General features: G+C 43.9%; 25 protein-coding genes. 11 read left to right on the top strand and 14 right to left on the bottom strand.

Annotation, left to right across the window (positions count from 1 at the left end; translation table 11 throughout):
- Positions 1-204 precede the first annotated feature (204 nt).
- From ACN0W5_RS18985 to ACN0W5_RS18970, 4 genes are read right to left on the bottom strand one after another with little or no spacing between them, the layout of a single operon-like run.
- Positions 205-1,131 carry a methylenetetrahydrofolate reductase gene (locus ACN0W5_RS18985; protein WP_417455638.1) on the bottom strand — a complete coding sequence of 309 codons (927 nt, stop codon included), beginning with the start codon at positions 1,129-1,131 and terminating at the stop codon, positions 205-207.
- A 45-nt stretch (positions 1,132-1,176) separates the two neighbouring features.
- The gene (locus ACN0W5_RS18980; RefSeq protein WP_299377330.1) at positions 1,177-1,482 is read right to left on the bottom strand and encodes a virulence factor; all 306 of its coding nucleotides are present in this window, start codon (positions 1,480-1,482) and stop codon (positions 1,177-1,179) included.
- A 10-nt stretch (positions 1,483-1,492) separates the two neighbouring features.
- Positions 1,493-2,110, bottom strand: a complete 618-nt coding sequence (locus ACN0W5_RS18975; protein ID WP_417455637.1) for a DUF1638 domain-containing protein — start codon at positions 2,108-2,110, stop codon at positions 1,493-1,495.
- Positions 2,111-2,131: 21 nt separating this feature from the next.
- Positions 2,132-2,824, bottom strand: a complete 693-nt coding sequence (locus ACN0W5_RS18970; protein WP_299377334.1) for a corrinoid protein — start codon at positions 2,822-2,824, stop codon at positions 2,132-2,134.
- 426 nt (positions 2,825-3,250) lie between these two features.
- On the opposite strand from ACN0W5_RS18970, the gene ACN0W5_RS18965 reads away from it, so the two are divergent.
- Positions 3,251-6,064: a PAS domain-containing sensor histidine kinase gene (locus ACN0W5_RS18965; RefSeq protein WP_417455636.1), complete on the top strand. Its 2,814-nt coding sequence runs from the start codon at positions 3,251-3,253 to the stop codon at positions 6,062-6,064.
- Positions 6,065-6,080: 16 nt separating this feature from the next.
- On the opposite strand, the gene ACN0W5_RS18960 is transcribed toward ACN0W5_RS18965, so the two are convergent.
- From ACN0W5_RS18960 to ACN0W5_RS18945, 4 genes are all read right to left on the bottom strand, one after another.
- A complete protein-coding gene (locus tag ACN0W5_RS18960; protein ID WP_417455635.1) occupies positions 6,081-7,025 on the bottom strand; it encodes an EamA family transporter in 945 nt (314 codons plus the stop codon).
- Between the two features lie 375 nt (positions 7,026-7,400).
- Positions 7,401-8,081, bottom strand: coding sequence for a DUF4328 domain-containing protein (locus ACN0W5_RS18955; RefSeq protein ID WP_417455634.1), 681 nt, complete (start codon positions 8,079-8,081; stop codon positions 7,401-7,403).
- A gap of 138 nt (positions 8,082-8,219) precedes the next feature.
- Positions 8,220-9,014: a ferredoxin--NADP reductase gene (locus ACN0W5_RS18950; RefSeq protein WP_417455640.1), complete on the bottom strand. Its 795-nt coding sequence runs from the start codon at positions 9,012-9,014 to the stop codon at positions 8,220-8,222.
- Between the two features lie 508 nt (positions 9,015-9,522).
- Positions 9,523-10,476: a glutathione S-transferase C-terminal domain-containing protein gene (locus ACN0W5_RS18945; RefSeq protein ID WP_417455633.1), complete on the bottom strand. Its 954-nt coding sequence runs from the start codon at positions 10,474-10,476 to the stop codon at positions 9,523-9,525.
- Positions 10,477-10,636: 160 nt separating this feature from the next.
- Between ACN0W5_RS18945 and ACN0W5_RS18940 the strand changes: the two genes are divergently transcribed.
- The 5 genes from ACN0W5_RS18940 to ACN0W5_RS18920 all read left to right on the top strand — a co-directional run bounded on the left by ACN0W5_RS18940 (position 10,637) and on the right by ACN0W5_RS18920 (position 15,830).
- Positions 10,637-11,542, top strand: a complete 906-nt coding sequence (locus ACN0W5_RS18940) for a LysR substrate-binding domain-containing protein (protein WP_299377346.1) — start codon at positions 10,637-10,639, stop codon at positions 11,540-11,542.
- Positions 11,543-11,953: 411 nt separating this feature from the next.
- Positions 11,954-12,496 carry a YcgN family cysteine cluster protein gene (locus tag ACN0W5_RS18935; protein ID WP_417455632.1) on the top strand — a complete coding sequence of 181 codons (543 nt, stop codon included), beginning with the start codon at positions 11,954-11,956 and terminating at the stop codon, positions 12,494-12,496.
- Positions 12,497-12,563: 67 nt separating this feature from the next.
- Positions 12,564-13,217, top strand: a complete 654-nt coding sequence (locus ACN0W5_RS18930) for a ferredoxin (protein WP_417455631.1) — start codon at positions 12,564-12,566, stop codon at positions 13,215-13,217.
- A gap of 225 nt (positions 13,218-13,442) precedes the next feature.
- Positions 13,443-15,113 (top strand): formate--tetrahydrofolate ligase, encoded by a 1,671-nt coding sequence (locus ACN0W5_RS18925; protein ID WP_417455630.1) that lies wholly within the window; start codon positions 13,443-13,445, stop codon positions 15,111-15,113.
- 129 nt (positions 15,114-15,242) lie between these two features.
- The gene (locus ACN0W5_RS18920; RefSeq protein WP_417455629.1) at positions 15,243-15,830 is read left to right on the top strand and encodes a DUF1415 domain-containing protein; all 588 of its coding nucleotides are present in this window, start codon (positions 15,243-15,245) and stop codon (positions 15,828-15,830) included.
- A 14-nt stretch (positions 15,831-15,844) separates the two neighbouring features.
- Here the strand turns inward: ACN0W5_RS18920 and ACN0W5_RS18915 are convergent, their stop codons facing one another.
- Positions 15,845-17,620 (bottom strand): SLC13 family permease, encoded by a 1,776-nt coding sequence (locus ACN0W5_RS18915; protein ID WP_417455628.1) that lies wholly within the window; start codon positions 17,618-17,620, stop codon positions 15,845-15,847.
- Positions 17,617-18,846, bottom strand: a complete 1,230-nt coding sequence (locus ACN0W5_RS18910; protein WP_417455627.1) for a glycosyltransferase family 87 protein — start codon at positions 18,844-18,846, stop codon at positions 17,617-17,619. Before ACN0W5_RS18910 ends, ACN0W5_RS18915 begins: the two co-directional genes overlap by 4 nt.
- A 170-nt stretch (positions 18,847-19,016) precedes the next feature.
- Here ACN0W5_RS18910 and ACN0W5_RS18905 point away from each other — a divergent pair, with 170 nt between their 5' ends.
- Both ACN0W5_RS18905 and ACN0W5_RS18900 read left to right on the top strand, forming a co-directional pair.
- Positions 19,017-19,475 carry a deoxycytidylate deaminase gene (locus ACN0W5_RS18905; RefSeq protein ID WP_417455626.1) on the top strand — a complete coding sequence of 153 codons (459 nt, stop codon included), beginning with the start codon at positions 19,017-19,019 and terminating at the stop codon, positions 19,473-19,475.
- A gap of 19 nt (positions 19,476-19,494) precedes the next feature.
- On the top strand, positions 19,495-19,875 hold the full coding sequence (locus ACN0W5_RS18900; RefSeq protein ID WP_417455625.1) for a VOC family protein: 381 nt from the start codon (positions 19,495-19,497) through the stop codon (positions 19,873-19,875).
- Positions 19,876-19,887: 12 nt separating this feature from the next.
- Here the strand turns inward: ACN0W5_RS18900 and hutI are convergent, their stop codons facing one another.
- From hutI to ACN0W5_RS18885, 3 genes are all read right to left on the bottom strand, one after another.
- Entirely contained in the window at positions 19,888-21,105 is a 1,218-nt protein-coding gene (hutI, locus tag ACN0W5_RS18895) for an imidazolonepropionase (protein WP_417455624.1), read from the bottom strand.
- 253 nt (positions 21,106-21,358) lie between these two features.
- Positions 21,359-21,787 (bottom strand): DUF983 domain-containing protein, encoded by a 429-nt coding sequence (locus ACN0W5_RS18890; RefSeq protein WP_417455623.1) that lies wholly within the window; start codon positions 21,785-21,787, stop codon positions 21,359-21,361.
- A gap of 43 nt (positions 21,788-21,830) precedes the next feature.
- Entirely contained in the window at positions 21,831-22,424 is a 594-nt protein-coding gene (locus ACN0W5_RS18885) for a pentapeptide repeat-containing protein (RefSeq protein ID WP_417455622.1), read from the bottom strand.
- 394 nt (positions 22,425-22,818) lie between these two features.
- On the opposite strand from ACN0W5_RS18885, the gene ACN0W5_RS18880 reads away from it, so the two are divergent.
- Both ACN0W5_RS18880 and ACN0W5_RS18875 read left to right on the top strand, forming a co-directional pair.
- On the top strand, positions 22,819-23,244 hold the full coding sequence (locus tag ACN0W5_RS18880) for a response regulator (RefSeq protein ID WP_417455621.1): 426 nt from the start codon (positions 22,819-22,821) through the stop codon (positions 23,242-23,244).
- Positions 23,245-23,272: 28 nt separating this feature from the next.
- Entirely contained in the window at positions 23,273-23,611 is a 339-nt protein-coding gene (locus tag ACN0W5_RS18875) for a PilZ domain-containing protein (RefSeq protein WP_417455620.1), read from the top strand.
- Positions 23,612-23,684: 73 nt separating this feature from the next.
- Here the strand turns inward: ACN0W5_RS18875 and ACN0W5_RS18870 are convergent, their stop codons facing one another.
- Complete coding sequence (locus ACN0W5_RS18870) at positions 23,685-24,473, bottom strand: amino acid ABC transporter permease (RefSeq protein ID WP_417455619.1); 789 nt, start codon at positions 24,471-24,473, stop codon at positions 23,685-23,687.
- Between the two features lie 238 nt (positions 24,474-24,711).
- Here ACN0W5_RS18870 and ACN0W5_RS18865 point away from each other — a divergent pair, with 238 nt between their 5' ends.
- Positions 24,712-25,392, top strand: coding sequence for a hypothetical protein (locus ACN0W5_RS18865; protein ID WP_417455618.1), 681 nt, complete (start codon positions 24,712-24,714; stop codon positions 25,390-25,392).
- Positions 25,393-25,397: the final 5 nt, after the last annotated feature.

The raw sequence follows: 25,397 nt of genomic DNA, 5'->3' as shown, positions 1-25,397 counted from the left end.
TCAAAACCAATCGCGATCTCTTTGGTCGCTGAACTAACGATCGTACGGGTCATATCGGTGCGTCTCCGGTAAAGTAGCGGCTTTCAGGTCAAGCCATATGTTCTAAATTATGTATAGGACTTATATCAGAATTGCCTCTGCCGAATAGTCCTTTCAGGTAACTATTCGGCTATAGAAGCGACAAAGTTACAAGTTTTAGCAATATTATCCGATATCACGGTTAACTTTGAACCCTTTGCCTTTGGGGTCGACTGTGAAATCGCCGTCAGTAACTGCATAGCTCCAAGCAGCAGATTTTTTCATACCGCCCAATGGATACATATGAACTTTTTTGATGCCACAATTCGGGTCTTCTGCGTGATAGCGGGCGAGGTCCATAACCAGTTTGTCCGGCGCATTGACGGTCATAAGCTTGGCGATGTTCTTAGCTTGACGTGTCAGAACACGCATGGAAGAGCCAATGCCACAAGCCTTTGCGTGGTTCATAAGCGTTTTTAGAGTTGCCAGTCCGGGGACGCCAAGATGTATCGGAAGTTTATTGCCTTCGGCTTGAATTTTTTTGTCCCAGGCAATGATCGGTTCTGCTTCGAAGCAGAACTGTGTGGCAATGTACATGTAAGCATCTGTTTGCTCTTTGAAGGTGTTCTTCCATGCAATAGCTTCGCGCAGACCAACTTCGTTGATGTCAGGGCTTCCTTCTGGATGACCAGCAACACCAATTGATTTGATGCCGTATTTGTCAAAAAGACCTGTTTCCATCAACTGCATCGAGCTTTCAAACTCACCAAGCGGCTTATCAACGGCGCCGCCAAGGGCAACAGCATGTTCAATACCAACTTCGCCTTGTAGGGTTTTGAGGTATTCTTCAAAATCATTCTGAGAACGAATAGAGCGCGCGGCAAAGTGCGGAAGGGGAACAAACCCTTCATCTTTGAGGCGTTTCGATGTTGAAACCGTATCAGCAAAATCAGAGCCGGGTAGAAAGGTCACAGCAATTTCTGTACCTGGGCGAAGGTGCACACGATAATCGGGTGTCTTTGCCGCTGATCCCGGTGTGGTTTCAATTGTAAAACCAGTCATGAAGTCGATGATTTGTTGTTTTACGACTTCTGGATTGAACTCTGTACTCATCTCATTAAACCTAAATGGGCGTTAGTCTTTAGCTTAACTGGCGACTTAACTATCGTTGGAAAGACCACCGTTTTGAACGAGGGCGTCTAATTTTTCGTCGGTGTATTCATTTTCGATCTTTGTTGCCATGGCTTGCGCTTCGGCATCCAGATTATCCCCGCAGTCTATGGGGGCGCTTCTGCGCCAGTGTTCCAGATATGAATCACTGTCTTTAAGTTTGGCTTTCATCGCGGCGCGGTCGATTGCTTTTTCAAAGCGTTCGTGTAACTGAATTTTCGCGTTTTTGCGCCCTGCTTTAACGATAACCTGCGCAGGGATATCCCGCCAATAAACAAGTGTTAATTTAGCCAATGTAAATCTCCTAGTTGATGGCAGACATAAAACTGCTCAACTCACCGTATCCCGTAAATTTGTATTGATATTCCAAGCCAATTTTTTCGGCTGCTTGCTGTGCTAACTCTTGAAGCTTCTGGTCTTCTGTCTGAGCCAGATACACAAGTTTTGTGTAGTTGCCAAAATACATTGGTAAAAGTTCAGGGTGTTTTGCAATGCCCATTCCTTCCATAATCAAGGTATCAAAATGTCTAACGAGATAATCTGTTAGGTAAAAACATGTGATGTCATCTTCATGCATCTGATCAAAGACATCTAGGCCTGTGAAAAAAGCATAACAGTGGACGCCATCAATGCGTTTGACGCCTTCCTCTTCCAGAACTCTGTCCAGTTCACCGCCAGTACCGCAATCGCCATAAACGACAACAATATTTCCGTAAATATCTTTGTTTTCTTGGATTTTGTTACGGACGCCCTCTGGAATTTTATCTGGCGTGTTGTGCCAGATTGCTGGAAGGCATGTAATCTCGAGATGATTCCAGCTATTCAGTTTATTAAGGGCAATAATTTCTTTGGCAACTGCGCCACATGCGATAAGGAGAGTTTTACCCTCCTTATCGTCGATGTGGGTGTTTATATCGGACATCGTCCTGAACTATTCGGATTTTTAAGCTTGGTTATGGCGGCGTTGCATGGCTTCTTTCGCCATTTCAACGGCCACAGCAGCGTCTCGGCAGTAGTGATCTGCACCAATAGCTTCACCAAAAGCTTCGTTAAGTGGTGCCCCACCAACCATGACGACATAGTCGTCACGAATGCCTTTTTCTTTCATGGTGTCAATAACGACCTTCATGTAGGGCATTGTGGTTGTCAAAAGCGCGGACATACCCAGGATATCTGGTTGGTGTTCTTCTAGCGCTTCAAGATACTTCTCAACCGGGTTGTTGATGCCCAAGTCTATAACTTCAAAGCCAGCACCTTCCATCATCATAGATACTAGATTTTTTCCAATATCATGGATGTCGCCTTTAACAGTGCCGATAACCATCTTGCCAAGTTTTGGTGCACCGGTTTCAGCCAGAAGAGGACGAAGAATGCCCATGCCGCCTTTCATGGCGCCTGCAGCAAGAAGAACCTCTGGTACGAAAAGGATGCCGTCGCGGAAGTCAACACCGACAATGCGCATGCCTTCCACCAAAGCTTTGGTCAGAACATCATATGGGGCCCAGCCGCGTTCCAGAAGAATATTCACAGCTTCCAGAATTTCGTCTTTCAGACCATCATAGAGGTCATCATGCATTTGCAAGACAAGTTCGTCATCATCAAGCGTGCGCAGATCTAGATCATCTTCTTCAGACATGTCCGTATTCTCTCATACCAAGGTTATATTTATTAGGGAGCGATTATGCGACGCCACATATTTTATTCGCAGGACCCCATGTATAACATTTATATAACTGTAAAAATTCGGCTTTGCATGTTCGATATGCGACGCTCATTTTTCCTTTGACGAAATAATGACAAACATTTGTTTGAAACGTCATGATATTGTAACGCATATACGCCCATTTTTAACTATTTAATAAGTCTTGGTCTATAGATGTGATCTGGACGTTAAGTGACCGGATGGCTCTGGGTCCTTTCTGGGGGATTTTCTTGGCATCTAATAAGGTACTAAATACGCGCGTATATCGCAGTGTAATCATAAGTTTTGAACCCAATTGAAATTCTTACCAAGTGGGATTCTTAATCGTAAGTGATTACAGATTAGAGTGAGGGAATTATTGTGATAAAGGGCGATGGGGAGCTGTTTGAAGCGACTGAAGGTGGGGACGGGGGTGCGAGTCATGGACTTGCAAGAACTCTTTCTGTACGTCGGTTACGTGTTCGGGCAATTCAACTGAACGTTGTCGCCTTTATTTTTTCAGCTCTATTAATTGGTTTGTGGATAAATAGCACCTATAGGGAAGTGTCCAGCGAAATTGATCAGCAAGTTCATACGGCTTTAAACCGTATTGCCTCGCCGTTAACACTTTTTCTCAAAAACATAGATGATGAAATTCCCCTACGCAGTCGGCGTTCTGGGTTTGATAATGTTCAATTTTTATCGGTTTTAAATTCGGGGGGGGCAATTGTTCTCGGGGATAAGTCTATACCTTTACCGCCTGAACCAGAGCTCAAGTCTCTAGTTGATAGAGTTGACTTGGATCGTGCCGCAGGGATCAGTTTGCCATTTCAAATTAATGATGAATGGTATGCAACAGTACTACGTGAAATCAAGAGTAATGGTGACGAGGGCAGGTCATATGTTGCATCGACTTTTCGTGTGCATGACTTTATGACACGTTGGGCTGTTCTTGGCTTGCCTAAAAGATCACTGGTTTCAATTCAAACTGATACAGGTCGCTTGTGGCTCGATGATAATTTTTCCGGTGATTTAATCGGGCGCGAAACGCCTTATGAATTAAATGAATTAGCCAAAAAAGATGATGCCTCAGTTCTTGACCTTGATGGGGTAGAGCGGATTGTCATGAGTAAAGAGATTCACCATTTTGGTTTATCCGTCGTCATTGGTATTCCCGCTGATTATATCGAGGTCGTATGGCGTGATCGTTACTCTGCATCGGTTGGTTTTGCATTGGGGGCTAGTCTTATCTTGATAATCACGCTTTATTTGGGGGGACGTGTTTTTGTTGCGACGGCTCAGCGTCGGGATGGCGCGGTGCTTGCCCTTAAAGATAGTGAGCGTCGATTTCGCGATATTGCAGGTGCGGCAACGGATTGGTTTTGGGAAATGGGACCAGATTTGCGCTTTACTTTTGTGTCTCAACTTCAGGAATGGAATTTGTTGGGAAAATCCTTTAGCGATGTAAAAGGGGATGGTCTGACAGATGAGAGCTTTTTAAAGATATTGAAATCACGGTCTTCTTTTCGTGACCTTGAGCTTGTTGTGCCTGATTTGGCCGGTGTGTCCCGTATACTACGATTGAGCGGAGTTCCAGTTTTTGACAAGAAGGGTGAATTTAAAGGCTATAGAGGAGCGGGAAGTGATATAACTGACCGTAGAAAAGAGCAACAAAAGATGGCGACTGCTCATGCGCGTTTATTTCGTGCGTTCGAAAGTTTTTCGGGTGCGGTTACGCTCTATGATGAAAATGATAAGTTGGTTGCGTTTAATCGACGTTTTCAGGAACTTTTCTTCCCCGGACGTCCAATGGCAATTCGCGTAGGTATGACCTATGAAGATGTCTCAATTTCCTATGTGAATACTGGGCAAGACCCTTTGAGCGTTGAAAAGCGTGAAAGTTATATTAAGGCGATGATGTCGCGTCGTGGAAAACGAAATAGAGAAGTTCAATTTTCTGAAAATTCATGGTTAAAAATTACTGATCATAAGACCCCGGAAAATGATCTTTTTACCGTTTATACCGATATTAGTGACTATAAAGCCCGTGAAGCAGAGTTAATGGATCTTAGTCGTGAAAATCATCAGTTGGCCGCTGCTGTAAGCTCAACAGACGCGGGGGTTATTATTGCTGATGCGCAGGAAGATAGCCGTCCAATAATCTACACAAACCCAGCCTTTACAAAGTTAACGGGCTATACAAACAAGGAAATACCCTATCTCCATTCTGGTTTCCTGCAGGGGGATGATACTGATCCCCATGTTCGGGATGTTCTGGAAACGAGTTTAAAGGAAAACCGTCATGCTCGTGTTGATATGCTGAATTATCATCGGGATGGTCATACGCTTTGGAACCAAATTGATCTCAGCCCAATTTTTGATGACGATGGCAAGATTCAGTATTTCGTTTGTGTGATGCAGGACATTACAGAGCAAAAGCAGGTAGAAAAAGAGCTAACAGTTCTCAAAGAGAGTGCCGAGTTAGCAAACAGGGCAAAATCAGAGTTTATGGCCTTGATGAGCCATGAACTTCGAACGCCATTGAATGCAATTCTCGGGTTCTCTGAGATTTTGGCAAATGAAATGTTCGGCCCTCTTGGTAGCCCTCGGTATAAGGACTATGCGCGGGATGTGAATGAATCAGGCAGCCATCTGCTTGAACTTATCAATGACATTCTGGATCTGTCGAAAGCAGAGGCGGGTAAAATTGAGCTTCACGAAGAACATTTTGACATTAACAATGTTGTTCAGCGCTGTCATAAAATGTTGTCTGGCCGTGTTGAGCAGGCAAACTTGAGTGTCTTGCTGCAGCTTGAAACAGGACTTCCAAGTCTTTGTGGTGATGAGCGTCGGATAAAACAGATTTTAATCAACCTGATTTCCAACGCCATCAAGTTCACACTACCGGGCGGGAATATAACGATCGCAAGTCACGTATCTGGCCGCGGCTTAGAGCTATCGGTTATGGATACAGGGATCGGCATGTCATCTAGTGAAATACCTAAAGCTTTGGCGCCTTTTGGTCAGGTTGATTCCAGTCTTAGCCGCAAGCACGAAGGGACGGGGCTTGGGTTGCCGCTATCCAAGCGATTGGCGGAATTGCATGGTGCTGAGTTTTTACTTGAAAGTGAGCCCGGTGTGGGAACAACCGTGACGTTGGTGTTCCCTATTGAGGCTCAAAGATTGACAGCCTAGATCAAACAGCGTGTTACTATTCCAATATTAGCGTAATAATCCCTGCTGTAATGAGGGCTATCCCAATTAGCTCTATACGTTTTAGGCGTTCTTTAAAAAACAAGTAGCCAATAATCAGGGTGAATATAAGTTCTACCTGTCCAAGTGTCCTGACGTGCGCTGCATTCTCTAGGGTCATTGCGGCAAACCATCCCGCAGAACCAAGCATACCTGTTAATCCAATCCAGATCGCAGCTTTCCAGCTTTGAAGGACTCTGATGAATACATTGGGGGACGTGCTTAATATATAGCCCCCCATTATGAGGGTTTGAAAGCCAGTTACCCACACCAGTGTATAGGCTGACTGAATGGCAAATCCGCCTTCGCCCAATGATAGTGATGCCGCGCGATAGGATACGGCGGATACGGCGAAAAGTCCGCCAGCAACGAGCCCGGGCAGGATGCTTCTGTCTGTTGTAATTGCCCTTAACACTCGGGTTATTAATTTTGTGCTTTTCGTAAAAGGTGCTGAGGTGTCTTGCTTCTTTTTCTGATAGAGAGCAAGCACACCAACCAAGCTTATTATTATACCCGCGACAGCTTGAATGGATAGATTGTCACCCAAGAGTACAAAGCCAAATAGGGCTGTCTGGATGGCTTCTGTTTTGGTCAGGCTGGTACCAACGGCAAAATTTCTTTGCCCAAATAGCCAGACAAGAAGAAAGGTTGCGAGTATTTGTGCAATTCCCCCCACCGCGCCGTAGCTTAGGAATGTTACATTTATTGGCGGAAGTGTGTTCGTGGCAGAGCTTTGGAAATTCAGTAAGGCAGTCAAATATACCCAGGTAAAAGGAACGGCATAGAGAAAGCGTGTATAGGTCGCACCTGTTGTATCCAGTCGACCTTTAAGGTGTTTTTGCAGAGCTGTGCGAATATTTTGAAATAGTGCAGCGGCAACTGTGATGGGAATCCAGAGTTCCATAATTTCGATCTTGTTAAATATGCTTATGTGTATTGGCTTTGTGCTTTAAAAAACACCTTTAATTCCATAAAATCAATTTCGTAATAATTTTGCCAACACTAAGAGTATCTAATATGAAGTCGCGTAATCTGTTGCATCCTCTTTCTGCAGTGCGTGCCTTTGAGGCTGTAGCTCGATTACGAAGTATTTCTTAGGCGGCTATAGACCTTAGTGTAACACAACCTGCTATTCGTAAGTAGGTGAAGAAGCTTGAAATTATATTTATGAGGAAGCCGTGCCTTGGGAAATCCGCATGTGTTCTTAGTTAAGAGGTAGTTGCTATCTCTAGTGGCTAACAGTTGACGCTCGCTAATGTTTTTTAAGCAATATTTTTAGCTAGGCGAATACTTCGCTTATGGGATTGCTTTGATTCTCCTGCAATAGATTAATCTCTTTAACCATTTTAATGGTAAGAATGATAGAGATAATTGAAACGATATTGCTCGAAAAGAGTATGCGGTCTGCGTTAATCAGTTCGTGTGGTTCAACTGCTGAGTCAGTTATTCTGAGGCTGATTTGGGAGAATAAATTATCTGCAATCCAAGCGACCCACCATAACTTCAAAAATAAAGGGGTCGTGTGTGTGTGATTGTAGTCTGGTCCTAATTTACTGGCCTTCCAAATCTCTGCTGGAATTTTATAAGACTTCCAGAGATTTGCGATTGGAATGAAGAACCAGCCAACAGACCAGCCTGGTGTATGTCTAATTTTTCCTTGGGTGAAAGTGTGACTGTTCGAATTAGTACGATAGATCCACATGAAAAATAAAACGATGTAAAAAATAAATGCTAAGTCAGATGCAAGATTAAGGATTTCAATCCATAAATCATTATTAGCTATGCGTGAATCGAGCTGCTCTAGTGAGTTGTAATTACCACGTTTTATGTCTTCTAGTAAGGATAATTCAAAAAGTGTAGCTATTTGCACTGCCACAAGAGATGCAATTGCAATGTAGCTTGCCAGTAAAACTTGATTTGAGCGTTTAGAAATATTTTTGAATTCGATGCTAGTAGGCATAGGAATGTCTTTATATCAATGATTAAGGGTAAATTTATCACTCAGTATGGTAGGTTGGCAATAATATTCAATATAGAGATAAGAAACAAAAACGGCGCCACTTGGGCGCCGTTTTTTATGTGATCCTGATGATTTTCACTAGCCTACAAAAGCTTTCTCAACAACGTATTCACCTGGTTTGCTGTTGGCGCCTTCGCTTAGGCCTGCTTCTTCGCAAAGCTCGGCACAGGATTTAAGCATTTCCATAGAGCCGCAGATCATGACGCGATCTGTTTCAGGATTCAGGGCTGGTGTCTCAAGATCCGTTGTGATTTTCCCAGAGCGGAAGAGTTCAGGAATTCTACCGCGGCGAACAAAGTCTTCGCGCGTCACAGAGTTGTAGTATCTCAGTTTTTCAGAAACCATTTCGCCAAGAAATTCGTGCTCATAAAGGCTGGAAACAAGTTCTTCGCCGTATTTCAATTCTTCTTTATAACGGCAGCTATGAATCAGGATAACTTCTTCGAATTTGTCGTAAGTTTCCGGGTCGCGGATGACACTCGCAAAAGGTGCTAGTCCTGTACCTGTTGACATCATGTATAGGCGCTTGCCGGGAACAAGTGCATCAAGAACCAGCGTTCCGGTTGGCTTTTTGCCCAAGAGAACCATGTCGCCAGGCTTGATATTTTGCAGGCGAGAAGTGAGGGGGCCATTTGGAACTTTAATGGAATAAAGTTCGATTGTTTCATCCCAAGCAGGGCTGGCAATCGAATAGGCACGCAAGAGTGGTTTGCCGTCAACCATAAGGCCAATCATGACAAATTCACCTGTACGAAAGCGAAAAGCTGCTGGGCGTGTGATTTTAAAGGAAAACAGCGAGTCAGTATGATGGGTAACGGACAGTACAGTTTCACCAGTTACCGACTTAGGTAACGGCTTTTCAGTGGTTGCCATGGTATCACCCGGTGTTGGATCCGCTATTGCCAATTGCTCAACAGTCATTAACTGCTCCTGATTCCTTACTATGACAGCGTGGCTCGTAAAAGCCTTTGCTACAAATTCGTTCATCTGTGGCTGAGAATTCTATTCCCAGTCGGAATAAGCTTTTCATAAATTGCCTTTTGATTGAGGCATTTATTTGGTGCTTATCAGTGCGCTGACAGGTGTACTGCCGGGCGCACTCTTATAATCTCGCCTGTGGTGTCATGTAATTTGGGACGAGTATGTATCATACATATAGTGTTTTGCATATTACATTTAAGTTTGATTTAACATAGCTGGCAGTAATATCAAGAACAATATCCAAAGAAATTGTGTTGTATTTTGTTTCGATAATTTAACTAACTGATATTTAATATTAAATAATTAACGTAAAATTAGTGTTAATTTTGTGGTGTTGGGTGCGATAAATCGTAGCACTTGCTTTCTCGGTTTGTTGAATTCGTGATTCGCGGGTTGAATTTCACCTCAAGTCATCTCTGCCATGTGGTTCTTTCCAATCAAGGTCTGGCATCACAGGGATAATATTGAATGGGTTGTTCGACGTATCATTTTGGAAACTGGCTGCTACAATAGTTGGAAAGTTAACGACGCCTTCGATCAATTGTGTTTGGAATAAATCTCTCGTGTAGGCCCATAAGTTTGGGTAGTCGATTAGCCGTTTTTTTGTGCATCTGTGCAATGGGTAATACACGAGGTCAAACCTGATAAGGGTTGTGAATAGCTTCCAGTCAGATGCGGTCTGATCGTTTCCAAAAAGAAATCGTTTTTTCATAAGTATCAGTTCCAGTTTGTCCAGAGTATCGAACACAAGTTCAACAGCTTGGTTGTAAGCATGTTGGCTTTGGGCAAAGCCTGCTTTGTAAACGCCGTTACTCAGCCCGTTGTATATCCAGCTATCTGTGGCGAGCATCTCTTCGATAAGTGCGGACGGATAGTAAGTCAGGCGGCGTTGACCTTCGGTCTCAACTTTATCAAGGGCAAGCATGATTTGGGATGACTCATTGGAAATGATTCGTTGGGTCTGGCAATCCCAGAGGACAGGCACAGTGGAGCGACCTGTATAAGTATTGTCAATCAAGGTGTAGAGTTGATGCAGATGATTTATTGTCTGATCGGATCTGGGGATCTGCCATTCGCTTCCACCATTTATTGCATATCCTTCCAGACGAGGACCATGAGCGATATGAAGGGGAATATGTTTGTCCAATTTTTTCAGATGACGCATTAGCATGGGTCTTTGCGACCATTGGCAACTATTCGACCCAATAAGCCAATAGCGACCTGGTGAAGTGGCAATGTTGTCAATGACATCTATTGGGATTTCACCATTATATTTACTTTCAGGGCGCATATATGCACCGCCATGAATGATGTCATCTTTGTCGGTCCATTGTCCTTTATACAGCATACCCATGTGATTCTCCTTCTTTCTTAGGAAATTATTATATCTATTTGATATCTAGTATTATTTCTTAATTTATGATTTTTGTTGTTTTAACGTTTTAATTATTTTAATGGATTTTTTGAATTTACACTGTTCACAAAATCAATAGTTTTGGTCTATAAAATAACCCATGAAAAATTTACCGCTAAATGCTTTACGGGCTTTTGCAGCTGTCTACGAAACAGGTGGTATAAGGCCAGCTGCGCGGCTCCTTGAAATCACACATTCATCCATTAGCAAGCATGTTCAGGAATTAGAGGCATGGATCGGCGTTCCTTTGATCGATCGCGAACAAGGCGTGAGAACAATTAAGTTCAGCCCTCAAGGGGAAGATATAGGGCGCGTTGCACTTGAAAATCTAAATGATATAGCAAGTGCCGTAGAGGCCGTTCGGGAAAGCAAACAAGGAAATGCTGTAACAATTTCAACGACGCCGTCGTTTGCTGCACGGTGGTTGCTTCCCAGATTGCAAGATTTTAATGCGACCTTCCCGTGGATAGAGCTGTCTATTGTTGTCGATCAGAAATTAAACTTCGCTGGCGACCATGGGGCTGATATCGCCATTCGTATGGGGCAGGGACCTTGGGAAGGGTTGGAATGTACACCGTTAATGAATGAGCTGCTTTTCCCGGTAATGAGTACATCATTCTGGTTAAAGGTGGGGCGCCCTACCGAATTATCAGCCTTGGATGGTTTGCCTCTGTTGCATGATCGTGACCCGCAGGCAAGTTGGCAACGTTGGCTGTCAGAGCAGGACGGGTTGGTTTTTGATACACGTGCTGGGCCGCGTTTTGCTTCTTCAGATCTGGTGCTTAGGGCGGCAGTGCAAGGCTTGGGAGTGGCGCTGGCACGGGGACGGTTGGTTGAAGATGATTTGGCAACGGGATTGCTTATCAAGCCGTTCGAAGGAAAAGAAGCAACACTTTCCCAAGCTTATTGGCTGCTTCATCCTAAGGGAAAAAAGAAATCGATTGCGATTAGCAAAGTTATTGAATGGCTAAACATGATGTCTGAGCAGGAGTTGCACGAGCCCTGAGGGGGCGTGCAACTCCTTGAAAGACCAGTTATTTCCTTGCAAGCAAGCTATAGAGGCAAAATCTTGTCGTAAAATCGGATTTAACTTATCGGTTCGAAGTTAGGAGAAGACCTATGGCGCGACATAGCTAGGCTTGGTCAGAAAGATGTTGTGGTTATTGTGGTGTTGTTCGCTGTAAGAGAACTCTGTTTTCGAGTTTTAGAGACAGGAGTTGGTTGCCAAAGTGTTCTGAGTTATAAATTAAACGAAACGCAAACAACTGCCTCATCCTGACGGGGATCCTTATCTGCGAGCATGAAGATATAGATAAGAACATGGGTGGCAGGCCCAATTTTTTTTAAAATGTATATAAGATTTGTTACTTATAATTTAATTATCTAAATATGCACAAAACGATGCCTTAAATAGGGCATGAAAAGATTACACTCGATAACTATAAAAAGCATGTTACGTCGTATGGTGAGAGAAAAAGAAGCGAAGCCTTTTTGGAAAACAAAAAAGCTGGCAGATATGACACCCACTGAGTGGGAAAGTCTCTGTGATGGGTGTGGTAAGTGTTGTCTTGTGAAGCTGGAAGATGCCGACACAGAAGAGATTGTTGATACAGATGTTGTATGTAAACTTTTGGATCTTGGAACTTGCCAATGCAGCTTATATGAAACACGCCATAACTATGTACCTGATTGTATCAAGGTCACTGCAGATAATATCGAAACATTGAGCTTCATGCCGCCAACCTGTGCCTATCGCTTGTTGCATGAAGGGAAGGATCTTCCCTGGTGGCATCCGTTGATTACAGGCAATCCAAATTCAGTTCATGACGCCGGAGTATCGGCTTTAGATAAGGTGGTTTCTGAAACAGACGTTGAGGATTCTGATCTGGAAGATCATATTGTGGAGTGGCCTCAAGATCCTAGCCCTCCAGAGCCTTGGGTTCGTTACTCAGAGAGTTGATCGGAGGAATAGTCCACTGACACTTGATGATTTCACAGCTGACCTTGAAAACAAGGGCTTTGTCTTGATGGGTGTTTTTCACCCCGAGCCAGATGATCATGTGCCAGATCTATCATCAGGGCAGGTCGCTTTGTCGGTTGTCATGGTCGGGAATATTGGTTCTGGTGATTTCTGGTCAGCTTTTCAAGGGTCCACTGAATATTTGAACGCTGTTCCTGATCCGATGGATAGCTGGACAAAAAGAATTATTGAACCAATAGCGTCTGAAGCTGGTGGTGAGGCGCTTTTTCCCTCGGATGGTCCTCCCTATCATCCTTTCCAAAAGTGGGCTTCGCGCAGTGTAAGCCTATTCCCCAGCCCGATTGGTTTATATATTAGCCCCATGTGGGGGACTTGGCATGCTTTACGGGCGGCCATTGCTCTTCCGATTAGGTTGGAATTGCCTGTTATAAACGCAGAAGCTGTGAACCCTTGTTTGAGCTGCATTGAACAACCCTGTTTACATAGCTGTCCTGTGGATGCTTTTGATGTTGATAGGGGGTATGATTATCTTGCTTGCGCTCGCCATGTTGCATCCAGCGATGGCATATCCTGTGCTTCAAAGGGATGTCTGGCCCGCAGAGGTTGTCCGATAGGGCGGCCGTATACTCTTAATGATGATCACGCAGCATTTCATATGGCTGCGTTTGTTAATGCTCGAAAACTATTAAGCGAAATATAGTTTATATAACAAACTGTTAGGGAGTTTTGGGAGTGGTCTGTGATCGTGGGGCTGTCTTGGGTGATTTGAAATTCGTATGCTGTGATAGTTTATTGCGAATGCTAAAACGACCTGATTTCGGTGTTTCTTGATGACGGAGTGACGTTCTTGCGATATCTCCAAAAGAAAATCCCAGTTAATGTCTCTTGAAATTTTGTTACCGATACGTAGGGAGGGCAAAGCCCCATGGCCAAGAGTGATATTGAGATTGCCCGCGAGGCAAAGATGCAACCAATTACTGAGGTTGCCAAGAAAGTTGGAATTCCTGCTGACCAGTTGCTTCAGTATGGTCCACACAAAGCAAAGCTGTCTTTTGATTTCATCAATTCCATCCAGGGAAATAAGGATGGTAAACTGATTTTGGTAACAGCGATCAATCCAACACCGGCGGGTGAAGGTAAGACAACAACGACCGTTGGTCTGGGTGATGGCCTGAACCGTATTGGTAAAAAGGCAATCATGGCTCTTCGTGAACCATCATTGGGTCCGTGCTTTGGTGTTAAAGGTGGTGCTGCTGGTGGTGGTTACGCCCAGGTTGTTCCTATGGAAGACATCAACCTTCATTTCACAGGTGATTTCCACGCAATTGGTGTTGCGCACAATCTTCTATCTGCACTTTTGGACAATCACATCTATTGGGGTAACGAACTGGGTATTGATTCCCGTCGTGTTCAATGGAAACGCGTTGTTGACATGAATGACCGTGCTCTACGTGCGATTACCAACTCCATGGGCGGTGTTGCTAATGGTTTCCCTCGGCAGGACGGTTACGACATCGTGGTCGCATCCGAAATCATGGCGATCTTCTGCCTTTCCAAGGATCTGAACGATCTCTCTAATCGTCTTGGCGACATTATTGTTGCTTACACACGTGAGAAAAAGCCAATCTATGCCCGCGATCTCAAAGGTCCTGGCGCAATGGCTGTTCTGTTGAAAGATGCGATTTCACCAAACTTAGTTCAGACGCTGGAAAATAACGCTGCTTTCATCCACGGTGGTCCTTTCGCGAACATCGCGCATGGTTGTAACTCTGTTATCGCAACCAAGACTGCTCTGAAGCTTGCTGACTACGTTGTGACAGAAGCAGGCTTCGGTGCTGATCTTGGCGCAGAGAAGTTCTTTGATATCAAATGTCGTAAAGCGGGTCTGAAGCCAGCTGCAGTTGTTATCGTTGCTACGGTTCGTGCGCTGAAAATGCATGGTGGTGTTGCTAAAGCTGATCTTGGTAACGAGAACGTTGAAGCTGTGACCAAAGGTTGTGAAAACCTCGCGCGTCACATTGCCAACATCAAAAAATTCAAAGTTCCAGCTGTTGTTGCTATTAACCAGTTTATTACTGATACCGACGAGGAAATTGCTGCTGTTTCTGCTGCTTGTGAAGCGCTGGGTGCAAAAGCAATCGTTGCCAGTCACTGGTCAAATGGTGGTGCAGGTACCGAAGAATTGGCTCATCATGTTGTTGAGCTTGCAGATTCTGGTGTTGCAGACTTTACACCGCTTTATCCTGATGAAATGCCGCTATGGGAAAAAATTGAAACCATTGCGACAGAAATTTATGGTGCAAGCGAAGTTATTGCTGATGCTGCTGTTCGTAAGCAGATTGCAGAACTTCAGGAAAATTACGGTCACTACCCTGTATGTATGGCAAAAACACAGTACAGCTTCTCAACTGACCCGGCACTTCTTGGTGCACCATCTGGTCATGCCGTTCCTGTACGTGAAGTTCGCCTTTCAGCAGGTGCTGGTTTCATCGTGGTTGTTACCGGTGCGATCATGACAATGCCTGGTTTGCCGCGTCAGCCTGCAGCAAATAACATATACCTGAATGAACAAGGCCAGATCGAAGGTCTGTTCTAAGTTATCAGAAATGAGTATGAAAAGAGGCGGCCTTTATGGCCGCCTCTTTTTGTTTATGTCTTTTGCCCGCGGTTGCTATGTTTTCAGTTGTCACTAGGCAAGACGTAGGATTGGTTCTATAACTCGGATATGTCTCAGCTATACCCTTCTTATACTGTTGCTAATGCAGCGGATCTCACCAAATTGTGGGTTGATGCAATGGTTATCGGACAAAACCTTTGTCCCTTTGCTGCACCAGAGCGAAACCGTGGGTCAATTCGTTATGTGGTGGTTCAAGAACAAGATCTCTCGGTAGCGATGGATGGATTTCTAAACGAGCTTTTATTCTTACAGCAATGCTCTGAGAAAGAGACTGCTACATCCCTCGTTATTTTTCCCAAAGGGTTTGAGGATTTTGAAGCCTTTTTAGATTTGCTAGGCGTCGCTGAAGATGCCTTGGTCCAATCCGGTGTTGAGGGCTTGTTCCAGCTTGCCAGTTTCCACCCTGACTATCAGTTTGCTGATCTTCCCGCAGAAGATATTACCAATTGGACAAACAGGTCGCCTTTCCCCGTTCTTCATATCATTCGCGAAGGACAGATGGGACGTGTGCTCGACAGCTACAAATCACCGGATGAAATACCGGAACGAAACGTAGCTTTAATGGAAAAGCTAGGTGCTCAAGGGCTAATAAAATGCTTTCCACCGTTTCAGGATTACATCAAATCAACAGACTAAACTAATGCAAGTGGCTATAGGGGCCAGAAAAACAGGATTGCCGGGACAGAGATTGTGACAACCAGTATTTCCAAGGGGAGACCCATCCGCCAATAATCACCAAAACGATAGCCACCAGGCCCCATGATAATTGTATTGTTTTTATGTCCGATAGGGGTCAGGAACGCACAAGATGCTGCAACAGCGACGCCCATCAGAAAAGGATCGGGTGAGGCGCCGATGGCATTCGCAATATCCAACCCTATGGGAGCGGCAATCAGGGCGGTGGCGACATTGTTCAGAAAGTCAGACAAGGTCATGGTAACAACAATCAAGACTGTCAAAATACCCCAATGTGGCCAACCTGCGGTTTGAGCAACGATCAATTCTGCGATAAGTTTGGTGCCGCCAGAATTCTCCAAGGCAATGCCAAGTGGAATAAGCGAGGCAAGAAGAACGATGACTTTCCACTCGATGCTTTCATAAACTTCTCGTCCAGAGACAATACCCAGTGCAGCAAAGGCTATAACACAGCCAGCCAGTGCGACGGGAAGATAGACCAAGCCCGCGACCGAAAGGCCTATCGCGCCGAGGAAAAGGCCTATCGCTAGTGAAGCTTTTTTACGTTGAATGACAGAGTGCTGTTTTTCAGCTAAAGGAAGGATGCCGAGCCAACTCATAACTTCTGCTAAGCGATCTTCAGGACCAAGAAGAAGAAGCATGTCACCGCTTTCAACCCTTAGCTTGCGAACACGTTCGCGAAAGCGTTTCCCTTGTCTGGAAACGCCCAGAAGTGTAACGCCGTGTCGAGAAAGAAGTCTTAGGTTATTACTTGATCTGCCTTCTATTCTTGCGCCTTCGGGAACAATCGCTTCGGCAAGTTTTAATGAAGAGCTCGTCAGACCGTATTCATGCTTTTCTTTTCCTGCGAAGTCGAGTTCTGCGCTCCCTAAAAATGCTTCGATAGATTTTGGGTCGCCCTCAAGCACCAGATGATCATCCTTTCGAATTTCTTCGTAACGTGCAAAGCCGGGGAACCGTCTACCTCTTCGCACGAGTCCAAGAACGGTTATGTCGTGTTCGCCTGCGAGAGAATAAAGATCCCTGACGAGCGAACCTATCGATTTTGATTCTTTAGGGACTTGAGCTTCGGCAACAAAAAGGTCTGTATCTTCAGCACTACGAATGCTTCCAGGACGATCACGGTTTGGAATTAACCGCCAACCAATTAATGCAACAAAAATAATGCCGGCCAAGGCAACGCATAGTCCTACGGGAGCAAAGTCGAACATGCTAAAGCTTTCACCAAGAACACGTTCTCTGTATTGAGCGATGACTATATTGGGTGGGGTTCCTATTAAGGTGATCATACCCCCTAAAATGGTTGCAAAAGATAAAGGCATGAGGCTAAGTGCTGCCGCTCGTTTCGCCTTCTCAGCGGCTTCGAGATCCAGTGACATCAAAAGTGCAAGGGCGGCAACATTATTAATGATGGCCGATAACGCGGAGCCGACCACTGACATGATCCCAATATGAAGGGGCAGTGGGCGGTTTGATGATAGTACGAGACCTGAAATCAGTTCGACAGCTCCTGAGTTGATCAATCCTCGAGAAACGATCAAAACAAGAGCAATGATAACAACAGCAGGATGTCCAAACCCTGAAAAAGCTTCATCCGGTGTTACAAACCCAGCGATGACAGCAACAACAAGCGCCCCAAAGGCCACAAGATCATATCTGATCTTCCCCCAAATCAAGAGAATGAATACCGACCCAAATAGCACGAAGAGAAAGGTTTGATCTGTTGTCATAGAGCTTTGGTTTTATTTATGGTTTTGTATATGGCATAACCCCAATAAAAGATAATTGGGGTGCTGAGTTGTAGAGCAATTTCAGGGAGTTCAAGGTAAGAAAGAAGGTTTGCTTGAGCATCTGAAATTTGGCTTCCTAAGTAACTAATGGCCCAAAGCATTGTGGTCCATAATAGTATTTTGTCATCTTGTGCATATAACCGGGGAATATATTGGATCATAATCGCGCCGGGAAGTAGTAACAACATTAAATCATAATAGAAAAGATGAGGGCTTATCAGTAAGCCCCAGCAAAAAGTTACGGCCATTGATAGATCCCATTTTGGGGTGTCTTCGAGCCAAGGGCTTTTCCACCACAGCTTAACCAATAAGATGATTGTTATCGCGGTTAGGATATAGGTACTGATGTCAGTAAGCTGTGGACTTATGTTCTCAAAAAGAAAGACAGAGAAGCCAAAAAAGGAATCGATACCTTGGGTCGGATAGGCTGGACTTCTGAGAAAATCAAGAAGCTTGGGGCTCAGATCCATATAGGCAACCATTTCATTTGGCATGAAGATGAAGCCAATGGCTAAGGATGCAGAAAGGGAAAGCGCGCCGCCTAGAAGAGCATTAATACGCCACTTTAATAACAGTACAAGCGCAACAGCTATTGCTAACTGAGGCTTAAAGGCTAGTAGCCCAAGATAAAATCCAGCTTTAAAATCTTGTCTCCGTCTAAGAGACACATAACAGAGACAATAAAGTGTTAAAATAATTGGCGTTGCTTGACCATATAAAAAGCAAGCTACTGTTGGGTAGAAAAGAAAACACGCAAAAAAAACTTTTGGAAGAGATATACGCTGGAATACAGGTAATTCTGAACGGATTAATTTTACCGAAAGTATTACTAATAGGATGTTCAGAATAGTCCATGTAATATAAGCAGGTATGTAATCCAGCATTGCAAAAGGTGCATAAATTAATGCCGCATAAGGTGGGTTAATAAAGGGGCTGTGACCAAGATAGTCATCTGCTATCAACTCCCGTTGAAACTTGAATTGTTCCGGAAAATACATTTCAGGGGCTAATACATAGGCTTTTTCAAGTATGCCTTGATTGTAAAAGCTTCCTCCAGTGTAAAAAGCAACAAAATCAGCACCTATTGGTATATCAAAGTAGGTTTGTAAATTATGCCCGGCAATAATGCTAATTATATGGAATGAAAACGTTATAACAGCTATCATTGCGCTATAGTTTATTGCTCGTTCTTTAAAGCCTTTTGTCAGGGGGTACTGATAGAACACGATAAATCCGTAAATTATGATGGGCAACTTGTCATAGATATAATGAAACCTGTTAATTAAAGATAAAGTGATCGGCTAATTCATAGGGTATCAGAAAGCAGGTAAAAGAAATGTCCGGTAAATGGGATACACGTTATTTGAAACTTGCCAGAGAAGTTGCGACTTGGTCAAAAGATCGCTCAACTCAGGTGGGGGCTGTTATTATTCTGGAAGATAATACACCTGGACCATACGGTTTTAATGGGTTTCCCCGTGCTGTCGATGATAATGCTGATGAACGTCACGCGCGTCCGTTGAAATATGATTGGACCGAGCATGCTGAACGCAATGCTATATTTCATGCCGCGCGTGTTGGTGTTCGGTTGAGTGGGGCGTCTATTTATGTGACCCATTTCCCTTGTTCTGATTGTTCAAGAGCAATTATTCAGAGCGGTATTAAAGAAATTATTGTTGATGCTAAAAGTAAAGGTGATCCGGATTTTGCCGAACGCTGGGGGGAAATCCAAACCCAAGAAGTCATGCTTAAAGAGGCTTCGGTCACTTGGCGGTTTGCCACTGTTGATGATTAGTGAAGAGATCACATAAGCGATGTATAAAGTCACAGGGTTAAATCACATCACACTTGCCGTTAAGAATTTGGAAAAATCAGTCCAGTTCTATCGGGATGTTCTTGGGCTTGATCTTAGAAAAGTTTGGCTTGGTGGCGCTTATCTCGAGGCGGGCGTTTTTTGGATCTGCCTTTCAGCCGATTCAGATACGCGCGACAAGCCTCACCCAGATTATACACACATGGCTTTCAGTGTTGATAAAGAAACTTTCGTTCCTCTCTGTGAACAGCTCAAAGAATTTGGTGTTGAGGTCTGGAAAGAAAATAAAAGTGAAGGCGCTTCTTTTTACTTTCTTGATCCAGACCACCACAAACTAGAGTTACACGTGGGGGATCTTCATAGCCGCATACAGGCAATGTGATTTTGTCGTGTACTATCTTTGGATGATTTGTCTACCGCCTTTTATCAACTCTTGTAAGGGATTAAAGCCCATATGGTAAGAAAGTTCGGCAGGATGAGTGATATCCCATATCGCTAAGTCCGCAACTTTACCAACTTCAAGACTGCCATGTGTCTTTTCCAAGCCTAGTGCTTGGGCTGCATGTAAGGTAACGCCGCGCATTGTCTCTGTTGGTGTCATTTTAAAAAATGTGCACGCCATATTCATGGCAAGCAAGAGCGAGCAACAAGGGGATGACCCAGGGTTCATGTCTGTGGCAACAGCCATAGGGACGGCATTCTTTCTGAAGAGATCAATCGGTGGTTTCTTTGTTTCGTTGAGAAAGTAAAAAGCACAGGGAAGAATAACGGCTACAGAGTTTGCCTCTGCCATTGCCTTGGCCGATTTCTTCGATACGTATTCTAAATGATCTGCAGATCTTGCGCCGTACGCTGCCGCTAGCGCCGCACCACTCAGATCGCTAAGTTGTTCAGCATGAAGCTTCAGGCTAAAACCAAGACCTTTTGCCGCTTTAAAAAGCTTCTCTATTTGGGCTGGTGAGAAGGCAATGCCTTCACAAAAACCGTCAACTGCGTCGGCAAGTCCGGATTTTTTAAGCTCGGGTAGTTTTTCAATTATGCTGTCGATATAACCATCGCCGTCATTTTGGTATTCTTCTGGAACGGTGTGAGCCGCGAGGTAAGTTGTGACAACATCGAGTGGTAAATTTTCACCAATTTGCCGGGCAACACGTAATTGCTTTGTTTCGTTTTCCCAGTTTAGACCATAACCGGATTTAATCTCGAGAACAGTGACCCCTTCTGCCTGGAGAGATTGTGCCCGTTTCATAGCCTTGTCAAAAAGTTCTTGCTCGTTGGCTGCTCTGGTTGCTTTGACGGTGGACCTTATGCCGCCGCCTGCACGGGCAATCTCTTCATAACTTGCACCTTCTAGACGCATGTTGAATTCATTGATACGCTCGCCACCGTGCACGATATGTGTGTGGCAGTCTATCAAACCGGGTGTAATCCATGAGCCGTTAAGGTCATTGATTTCCTTGGCTAACTTCTCTGGCGTGCCAGGCAGCTTAGATGCTTCACCGATCCAGACGATATTCCCGCCAGCACTTGCGATAGCCCCGTTATTGATTATTCCCAATCCAGCGTCATTCAAAGTGCACAGATTGCAGTTGATCCAAAGACTATCCCACATAACCAGCTCCAAATTTTTTGATTTACACAATATGTATATACAACTTTTGTTGTCATGGTAAAGCTGAATCATAGCCGAATATATCATAATTCAACTTACTGATTGATTGTTATTCTTGTCCATAAGGGGCAATAGGGAGTGTCGCTTTTACCTTATATTCTTAAGGCCAAAAGCTCGCAGGCAGCTATTGAATAAGTAATATCTAAATTACTAAACTGATCGGTTATTTATAAATAACTTATGTAAGGCTGAATTATTCTACTGCAGAGGGAAAGCGCTTTTCATCTTCGAACATGCGTAACGCCCATAACACCCCTAGAACAGCACCTTTAACAAACGGTAGAATAGCCATTGTAAGCGCCAGTGTGAGGACTGGCCAAATCGCTACATGCGTTAGAAGGGGGGGCGAATATAGTTGTTCTGTCAACAAAACTCCGGGCACAACTATATGCCCCACGACAGTGATGGTGAAATAGGGGGGGATATCATCGGCCCGTATGTGACTCAATTCTTCGTGGCAATGTGCGCACTCATCATTAACAGTCACATACTTCCGAAAGATTCTTCCTGTACCGCAATTCGGACACTTCCTTCGTAATCCCCGCTTTAATGCCTGGAATACGGATCGGTCTTCCGGTTCTTGGTCGGCTAATTCCCCAAGGTCGTTATTTTGTTCGCTCATTACAACCTTTGTAAATTATAAAACACCCGTTTTTCGGGTTAGCTTATTTAGATTTACAAGAAAGAGCCTTGTGTAGGGCAGAGGGCGAAATGACGCACCCCATCAAATTTGCTCGCCACAGATCTGCTCCATCAAGTTTTGTGCCTGTCAGAATAGCACCACGTAAATCGGCATCACTCAGGTCCGCGCCGGAAAGATCTGCATCTTTCAGGTTTGTTCCATGTAGGCTTGCGCGAACAAGATTAGCATTAGTCAGGTCAGATCCACTAAGGTCTGCGTTTGAAAAATCAGCTCCTGCCATGTCAGCATTTTGTAATTTTGAACCTGGCATCACCATATCTGAAAGATTTAAATTATTCAGATTAGCCCGGGCGCCGTGATTGGAATCCTGAATCCACGCATGGTGATCAGCAAGAACTCGTAATAGGTCTCTGGCTTTTGCTGATTTTTCTTTTGCCAGATTTTCATCAAGCTCGGATTGATCGATGATCTCTGTGTCATCCGGCAACTGAGCCATCATAAATTGGACTCTTAGCTGACGCTTGGCATCCCCAAGATCTTTGGCCTCAATTTCACCAGTTTCAACGCGTGACATAGAGTCTGCTTGAATCTGGTAAGTATATCTTCTTAGGCTCATTTACCACTCCCTGCGAATTATATTTTTTAGATCTTATCGGAAACGGAATGAATTTACGACAATTTCCTAAACAAATTATGGACAGAATAAAAAAGTTTTAAATTAAGTAACTGGATTCTGACTCTGATATGTAGTTCTTATGAAATTATTTTTGATGATAAAATTTATTTTTGACTAATATTTTTTCTGCATAAATCACATAACTATATGAAAAATATGCTAAATAATTCGATTTGATTTTGGTTGTTTTTCTTCTTTTTTATACAATTTATTTGGTATGCGATCTATTAGGTAGGACAATTTTAATATTCTCAGGTCATAAGCTTAACTCTAGACGGGAACATTTGGATTCTTTCATTTTGGTTCCCCTGTTCAGCTTATTGGAGGTCAGGTTTTGTCTTGGACAGCGGACGATTGGATAAAATTAAGTGTGGCTGTCGTTGATGATAGTAAAGCTGTACGGTCGATGATGAGGCTGATGCTTTCATCATTGGGTGTTGGCGAAGTTTTACTTTATGAAAACGTTAGTGAAGCGATGGATGGCATAGAAAAGAAAAAACCTGATCTTGTAATTTCCGACTATTATATGGTGCCAGAGACAGGATTAGATCTGCTTAAACGCTTACGAGATTCAACAGAAGAGCTTACGCGTGCTCTTCCTTTTTTGATGATGAGTGGTTATGAAAAAGCCGACACATCGTTATCAAACGAAATTTCAGGTTATATGCCCAAACCGGTAACTGTTGATTTAGTTAAACATCATATCATGTCTGCGTGCGTTGACAGGTCTGAAAAAGAAAGTAAGTTTGGTCGCGCTTAAATAGCGTTTTATTGTAAGGTTTTTTCAGTTGTATCAAGAAGTTCCACCTGTTTCTCTACAGCGATTGATGAATAGACGTCATGCACCGCGTCATATGGTTTCGCCTGGTACAAAAGTGCGTTTGACTGCTTTTGACAATTACTATGATTGTGAAGTTCTTGATTTGTCGTTTTGCGGTGCGCGTCTTCTGTTGGATATAAAGTTACCGATCGGCAGTGAGATTATTATATCTCATAATCACTGTGGTCAGGTTTTTGGTACGGTAAAGTGGAATTCATCCCAAGAAATCGGTTTGGAGCTTGGCCCCGGGGTCGGACGTTTATTAACCCGCTGCAATGGATCTGAAGCTGTATATCGCCGACAGTGACGGCGTTTATTCTAGGCTTATTCAAAATAGCAATAGGATTCCGGGTTTAGCACTATTACGGGGAAGCCCGTTTTTAAACGCGCTCTGCCTTGGGGTTTTGAATGCGGTCATTTCTTTTTAGATAATTTTCCAGCTTTCTCACGAAGTAGGTTACGACAAGTATTAGCGCCAGATATTCCAGAATAAGGAATGTATATATTTCCAATGGGCGGTATTCATTTACTACTAATTCTGTTGCTCGTCGGGTGAGGTCGCTATAACCGATTACAGAGGCCAGGGAAGACATTTTTAGCATGTAAACAAATTGATTTCCCAGTGGAGGAATAATTTTTCTAATTGCTTGGGGAAGAATGATTAACCGCATTTTTTGGAAATATGTTAGCCCCATACTTTCAGCTGCTTCGTGTTGGCCAACATCGATGGATTGAATGCCAGCCCTGAATATCTCTGCTTGAAAAGGGCTGTCGCAAATTGCCAATGCTAATACCCCGGCTGCAAATAACCCGAGATCTATCCCCATGACGACGGGAAGACCGTAGTAAGTCCACAGAATCATAACCAGGACGGGTATCGATCTGAAGACAGCGACGTAAAACAGATTTATTGCCCGCAGGTATTTGTTTGTGGAAATACCTGGGAGGCTAATGAGTAACCCTGCTGTCATTGAAAGTAGAATTGCTACGATCGACATCTCTATTGTTCCCAGAAGCCCGCCTATTAGGAACTCAATATTGTTTTGGCCAGCCAGTTTTGTCGGGTCAACGACATGCCATCCCCAAGTATAATCACTGCCACAACCGGAAAGAGCTAATAGCAGAGAGACAGAAATAATCAGTTTGTTTAAGTGCTTTGAGGCGTTCATTTGAGAGGAAAGGGCCTTTGCGGCATTAATACTGGTTAAAGAACTGATACGATGCTGGTTGAAGCATCAAAGGCAGCGAATTTGCCATAATCTAGCTTTGTGGCATAATATTTATTGTCTCTTTCAAATACAGACACATTATTGTGATCCAAAAGGATGACTGTGACGTAATAATAACTCAAGCCTTAAAGCAAGATATAAATGGCTTGGTTTATTTAAAGCATAGAGAATAAGAACAATGACAGGCATCAATTCCGGATCTGTGTCTAGGGATGACATAACAACATTAGTAAAACCGCAACGTCATCCTGCGGAAGAACGTTTGATTGATTATGTTTCTGGTAGTGGTAGCCATAGCTGGGAACTGTTCATTGATGCGCATCTTTCTCTTTGTTCTGAATGTCGGGATCAGGTGTCAAAACTACGCGCACTTGGGGGGGCGCTGTTAGAAAAGATTCCTCATGAAGACCTTCCCGAGGGAATGGAAGAGAGAGTTCTGGACCTTTTGGATTCTGCTGTGATTACGGGCTTCCCAGGACCCAAACATGCAACATTGCCTGATCTTCCTCAATCGGTAACGTCACTTTTACCGTCTGACCCGACTAAGGTTGCATGGGAAACGGATGTTTTGGCAGGGGGCGAAGCTCTTTGTCTTGGATCTGTTATTGAAAAAGAAAATCATTCTAGTTCAAGCTATCTATTTTTACTCAGGATACCAGCCGGAGAACGCATCTTTGATCGCGGCGAAGTTACAGAACTCGGTTATTTGCTTGTCCTCAATGGCGGTCTCTTGTGTGACGAAGGTGATCTGTCTGTTGGTGACATAGCAGGTTTGGATCAGGTTCGTGAAAAATACTACGCTGTTGAGGATCTGTCGTTAACCTATTGCCTTTTGTTACTGACGAAAGACGTAAGGTAATAGGC

This window comes from Kiloniella sp. (genome assembly GCF_048270245.1).
In the GTDB taxonomy this organism is placed as follows: domain Bacteria; phylum Pseudomonadota; class Alphaproteobacteria; order Kiloniellales; family Kiloniellaceae; genus Kiloniella.
The sequence above is the reverse complement of the archived record's forward strand: the minus strand, read 5'-3'. Positions and strand labels throughout refer to the sequence as shown.